General features: G+C 73.0%; 4 protein-coding genes and 1 pseudogene. 2 read left to right on the forward strand and 3 right to left on the reverse strand.

What is annotated here, in order from left to right; all coding sequences use genetic code 11:
* Both AOK24_RS19380 and AOK24_RS19385 read left to right on the forward strand, forming a co-directional pair.
* Window positions 1-401 (forward strand): annotated as a pseudogene (locus AOK24_RS19380) (hypothetical protein); the annotation flags it as partial.
* Entirely contained in the window at window positions 398-1,339 is a 942-nt protein-coding gene (locus tag AOK24_RS19385) for a nucleotidyl transferase AbiEii/AbiGii toxin family protein (protein WP_055721331.1), read from the forward strand. The pseudogene AOK24_RS19380 and the gene AOK24_RS19385, both read left to right, overlap by 4 nt.
* On the opposite strand, the gene dnaG is transcribed toward AOK24_RS19385, so the two are convergent.
* The 3 genes from dnaG to AOK24_RS19400 form a co-directional block, all read right to left on the reverse strand.
* Complete coding sequence (gene dnaG / locus AOK24_RS19390) at window positions 1,310-3,208, reverse strand: DNA primase (protein ID WP_055721332.1); 1,899 nt, start codon at window positions 3,206-3,208, stop codon at window positions 1,310-1,312. The genes AOK24_RS19385 and dnaG overlap by 30 nt on opposite strands.
* A 58-nt stretch (window positions 3,209-3,266) precedes the next feature.
* The gene (locus AOK24_RS19395) at window positions 3,267-4,523 is read right to left on the reverse strand and encodes an NAD(P)/FAD-dependent oxidoreductase (RefSeq protein ID WP_055721333.1); all 1,257 of its coding nucleotides are present in this window, start codon (window positions 4,521-4,523) and stop codon (window positions 3,267-3,269) included.
* An 88-nt stretch (window positions 4,524-4,611) separates the two neighbouring features.
* On the reverse strand, window positions 4,612-5,893 hold a 1,282-nt coding region (locus AOK24_RS19400), incomplete at its 5' end, for a deoxyguanosinetriphosphate triphosphohydrolase (RefSeq protein WP_055721334.1).

The raw sequence follows: 5,893 nt of genomic DNA on the forward strand, positions 1-5,893 counted from the left end.
GCGCCCGCGCGCGGGCGGTCGCCGGGTCCCTGCGGGCGGCGGGGTTCGCGCCGGTCCGCGTGAAGATCGAGTCGGCGCCATGGGCTCCCGAGGTGCCGGACGGGCCCTGCGGGGAGGGGCGTTACTTCGAACACCACGTGAAGCTGCGGCTGGGAGAAGGGGTAGGCCTTACCGAACTCGCCGCGCTGGTCGTGCCGTTCGGGGCGCACCTCTCGCGCAACGTACGGCGGCGGCACGAGCGGTTCGTGACGCAGCGGTGCCGCGGGACGGACGCGGGAGGCGCGCGACGCGCGCTGGGAGAACTGCTGGACGCGCTCGCCGGGTTCGAAGTGCTCTCCGTCGAGCGGGAGTTCGTGCTGTACGACAGCGACGAGTCGGTGGACGAGGGGTGGCTGGCATGACGCCGGACGAGAACGGGACGCGGTACGTCGACCTGCCGTCCACGCTGCGGACCGTCCCCGGTGAGGACGTCACGCAGAAGCTGGTCTTCGACCCGTCGATGAAGCAGCACCAGGACGCCTACCGCGCCGCCGACCCCGCCTTCGCGGACCCGGCGCGCACCGAGGCGTGGCGGGCGGCCCGGCGGCGCGCCCTGGAGGCGGTCCTGCGGGTGATCGGCGGCTCGGAGTGGGCGGACGCGCTCGTCCTGCGCGGCAGCATGCTGATGACGGCGTGGTTCGGGGAGGCGGCGCGTGAGCCGGGGGACCTCGATTTCGTCGTCGTACCGCGCTCCTGGGGCCTCGGCGACCCCCGGACGGCCAGGATGCTCGACGGCATCGCGAAAGCCGCCGAGGAGGCCGCACAGGGATTCGACGCGGCGGGGGCGGTCGCGGAGGACATCTGGACGTACGAGCGGGTGCCGGGGCGGCGGCTGGTCCTGCCGTGGACGGCGCCGGGGCTGCCGGGCGGGCACGTCCAGCTCGACTTCGTGTTCGGGGAGCGGCTGCCCGAGGAGCCGGAGCCGGTCGAACTCCCGGGCGGTGCCGTCCTCCTGGGGGCGACTCCCGCGCTGTCGCTGGCCTGGAAGGTGCTCTGGCTGACCCTCGACACGTACTCCCAGGGCAAGGACCTGTACGACGCCGTCCTGCTCGCCGAACGGCACCCGCTGCCCTACGCGTTGCTGCACGCGGTGTTCGAGGCGGGGGGCGAGTGGCCCGAGTACCACCGGCACGAGGTCCGCTTCGAGGACGTGGCAGAGGCGCTGCGGTACGTGGAGTGGCGGCACTTCGTCGCCGAGTTCCCGCGGTTCGCCGACGCGGAGGGGGAGTTCGTGCGGCGGCTGCTGCGGGCTCTCGCGGCGACGTTCGGCTCAGAGGGCGGCGACGCCGTGTGCCTGTAGGGCCCGGTCGTACTCCTGGAGGATCCACAACTCGTTCTGGACGGCGGCCAGTTGGGCGGGGTCGCCGGCGGTGGCGAGGCGGGTCAGCTGGGACTGGATGTCGTGGATGCGGCGTTCCACGGCGCGGCGGCGGACGGTGACCAGTTGCGCGCCCGCGTACACCTCGTCGACGGTGCGGCGCATGATCGGCTCGACGGCGAGTTCGGTGACCATCGCGCGGACCGTGTCGTCGGGGGCGACCTCGCGCACGCACATCAGGTAGTCCTGCGCGTCCTCGATGCCGTACTCGGCGCCGCCCGCGTCGAGGATGGCCTGGCGGACGGCGGCGTAGGGGGCGCAGGTGAACTCGTCCACGCCGTACGCGTCGAAGGCCGGGGAGACCAGCTCGGGGCGCTGGAGGGCGAGTTTGACCAGTTCGCGCTCGGTCGCGTAGACGGGGTTGCGGAGCTGGAGGGCGGGGCCCTTGACGGCGGGGCGGGGGCTCTCCTCGTACGGCTGGCGCCGGCCGCCCGCGGGCACCGGGGCGTCGCCCTTGCCGCGGGCCCAGCGGGCGAGTTGGGCGACCCGCTTGACGACGAACTGGGTGTCGAGGATGCCGAGCAGGCCCGCGAGCTGGACGGCGACCTCGTGCTGGGCGCCGCTGTTCTTGATGCGGGCGACGACGGGGGCGGCCTCGTCCAGCGCGGCGGCGCGGCCTCCCGGCGTGTCGAGGTCGTAGCGGGCGACGATCTGGCGCAGCGCGAACTCGAAGAGCGGCGTGCGGGGTTCGGCGAGGTCGGCGACCGCCTCGTCGCCCTTGGCGAGGCGCAGCTCGCAGGGGTCCATGCCGTCGGGGGCGATCGCGATGTACGTCTCGGCGGCGAACTTCTGGTCGTCCTCGAAGGCGCGCAGGGCGGCCTTCTGGCCCGCCGCGTCGCCGTCGAAGGTGAAGATGACGCGCGCGCTGCCGTTGTCCATCAGGAGGCGGCGCAGGATCTTGATGTGCTCGCCGCCGAAGGCCGTACCGCAGGTCGCGATGGCGGTCGTGACGCCCGCGAGGTGGCAGGCCATGACGTCGGTGTAGCCCTCGACGACGACCGCGCGGCTGGACTTCGCGATCGACTGCTTGGCGAGGTCGATGCCGTACAGGACCTGGGACTTCTTGTAGATCGGGGTGTCCGGCGTGTTCAGGTACTTGGGGCCGGTGTCGGCCTCGTACAGCTTGCGGGCGCCGAAGCCGACGACGTCGCCGCCGATGTCGCGGATGGGCCACATCAGGCGCCCGCGGAAGCGGTCGATGGGGCCGCGGCGGCCCTCCTGGGAGAGGCCGGAGAGGGTGAGTTCGCGGTCGCTGAAGCCCTTGCCGCGCAGGAAGCGGGTGAGGTGGTCCCAGCCCTGGGGGCTGTAGCCGACGCCGAAGTGGACGGCGGCGGCCTGGTCGAAGCCGCGCTCGGCGAGGAACATGCGGCCGGTGTCGGCCTCGGGGCTGGTGGCGAGCTGTTCGGCGTACCACTCGGCGGCGATCTTGTGGGCCTCTACCAGGCGGATGCGTTCGCCGCGCTGGTGGGAGGGGTTGTAGCCGCCCTCCTCGTAGCGCAGCGTGATGCCCGCGCGCGCGGCGAGGCGCTCGACCGACTCGGAGAACGTGAGGTGGTCGACCTTCATCACGAACGTGATGGTGTCGCCGCCCTCCTGGCAGCCGAAGCAGTGGAAGAGGCCCTTGCTGGGGCTGACCTGGAACGACGGGGACTTCTCGTCGTGGAAGGGGCACAGGCCCTTGAGGTTGCCGCCGCCCGCGCTGCGCAGTTGGAGGTACTCGGAGACCACGGCGTCGATCGGGACCGCGTCCCGTACCGCCTTCACGTCCTCGTCGTTGATCCGTCCTGCCACGCGGGAATTCTACGGGGGCCGACCGACAGTCCGATGCCGAGGCGGCCCCCGTACGAGCTCAGGCGGCCAGGGACTCCAGAGGGGTGGCGGGGTTCGCGAGGGCGTCCGGGTCGACCTCGGCGCCGCTCTGGATCAGCCGCTGGATCTGCTCTGTGACATCCCACACATTCACGTTCATCCCGGCCAGGACCCGGCCCTCGCGCAGCCAGAACGCGATGAACTCCCGCTTCCCGGCGTCCCCGCGGATGACGACCTGGTCGTACGAGCCGGGCGGCGCCCAGCCGCTGTACTCCATCCCCAGGTCGTACTGGTCGGAGAAGAAGTACGGCACCCGGTCGTAGGTGACGTCCTTGCCGAGCATCGCGCGCGCGGCGGCCGGTCCGCCGTTGAGGGCGTTGGCCCAGTGCTCCACGCGCAGGCGCGTGTCGGCGAACGGGAACGCGGCGACGTCACCGGCGGCGTAGATGTCCGGGTCGGAGGTGCGCAGGCTCGCGTCGACCTCGATGCCGCCGCCGTGCGCGCGGTCGGCGAGCGTGAGCCCGGCCGCCTCGGCGAGGCCCGTGCGCGGGGCCGCGCCGATCGCCGCGAGCACGTCGTGCGCCGGGTGCTCCTCGCCGTCGTCCGTGCGCACCGCGAGGACCATGCCGTCCTGGCCGGTGATCTCGGTGAGGCGGGCGCCGAAGTGGAAGCGGACGCCGTGCTCGGCGTGCAGGTCGGCGAAGAGCTGGCCCAGTTCGGGGCCCAGGACGCCGTGCAGGGGCGTCGGTTCGGGTTCGACGACGGTGACCTCGGCGCCGTACGTGCGCGCCGCGGCGGCGACCTCCAGGCCGATCCAGCCGGCGCCCGCGATCACCAGGTGGCCGTTGTCGCGGCCGAGGGCCTTGAGGACGTGCCGCAGGCGCTCGGCGTGGGCGAGGCGGCGCAGGTGGTGGACGCCCGCGAGGCCGGTGCCGGGGACGTCCAGGCGGCGCGGCTCGGCGCCGGTCGCCAGGAGCAGCTTGTCGTACCGGATGAGGGTGCCGTCGCCGAGGCGGACCGTGCGGTCGGCGCGGTCGATCGCGGTGACCGTCTGGCCGAGGTGCAGTTCGATGTCGTTGCGCGCGTACCAGGCCGGTTCGTGGACGAAGACGCTGTCGCGGTCGTCCTTGCCGAGGAGGTAGCCCTTGGAGAGCGGGGGGCGCTCGTAGGGGTGGTCGCGTTCGTCGCCGATCAGTATCACGCGCCCGGTGAAGCCCTCCGCACGGAGCGTCTCGGCGGCCTTGGCACCGGCCAGGCCACCTCCGACGATGACGAACGTCTGATCCGCGTCGACCACTTGATGCCTCCTCGTAAGGGTGTCGCCACATGCGAGCGTCCCGCACGCAACGTTCGGGGGGAAGGGGTAGTGCCCCGGCGGGGCGATCTCAGGGGCGGCCCGTCAGCCGTGTGTGCAGGGCTCTCGCGGACGCGTCGGTGAGGGACGCGATCTGGTCCACGATCACCCGTTCGCGGGCGTGGTCGTCCGGCGCCTTGACGTACAGCGCGTGGAACTGGGGGTCAAGGCCGTACGGCGCCCGCGCGGTGAGGGCCTCGGCGAGTTCCGTGATGACGATCCGCTGGTCGGCGCGCAGGCGCTCCTGTTCGGCGCGCTGCATGACGTACCGGTCGGCGACCGCCTTGAGGACGGCGCACTCCAGGCGGGTCTCGCGCGGGACGACCAACTCGGCGGCGTAGCGCGTGAGACGGCCGGTGCCTCCCCCAGTGCCTGAACGGCCTGGGTGGTACCCCCATCGCGCGCGGGTGGCGCCCTCCGCCGCGAGGCAGAAGCGGCCGATCAGCTGGCTCGTCGCGTCCTTCAGGCGGGCCTGGGCGACCGCCGTGCCGTCGTAGCCGTGCGGCCACCAGTCCTGCGCGAGGAGGCGGTCCAGGGCCGCCGCGAGTTCGGCCGGATCCGTGTCCCCGGGGACGTACCGGCCCACCGCCACGCGGAAGATCTCCTCGCGTTCCGCCCGCGAGGACAGGGCGGCCGGGTCGATGTGGCCCGCGTGCAGGCCGTCCTCCACGTCGTGCACCGAGTACGCCACGTCGTCCGACCAGTCCATGACCTGGGCCTCGAAGCACGCGCGCGTGCCGGGGGACTCCTTGCGGATCCAGTCGAAGACCGGGCGGTCGTCGTCGTACACGCCGAACTTGGGGGACGCCGGGTCCGTGGGGTGCTCGCCCCTCGGCCAGGGGTACTTCGTCGCCGCGTCCAGCGTCGCGCGGGTGAGGTTGAGGCCCACCGAGCCGTCCTCGGTGAAGCGCTTCGGCTCGATGCGGGTCAGCAGGCGCAGGGACTGGGCGTTGCCCTCGAAGCCGCCGCAGTCCTTCGCGAAGTCGTTCAGCGCCTGCTCGCCGTTGTGGCCGAAGGGCGGGTGGCCCAGGTCGTGCGCGAGGCAGGCCGCCTCGACGAGGTCCGGGTCACAGCCGAGGGCCGCGCCGAGTTCCCGGCCGACCTGGGCGCACTCCAGGGAGTGCGTGAGGCGCGTACGGGGGCTGGCGTCCCACACCGGGCCCTGCGTGCCCGGCGTGACCACCTGGGTCTTTCCCGCGAGCCTGCGCAGGGCGGAGGAGTGCAGGAGGCGGGCCCGGTCGCGCTGGAAGGCGGTGCGGCCGGGGCGTTTGTCCGGTTCGGGGGCCCAGCGGTCGGCGGCGGAGGGGGCGTAG

It is taken from the genome of Streptomyces niveiscabiei, assembly GCF_001419795.1.
In the GTDB taxonomy this organism is placed as follows: Bacteria; Actinomycetota; Actinomycetes; order Streptomycetales; family Streptomycetaceae; genus Streptomyces; species Streptomyces niveiscabiei.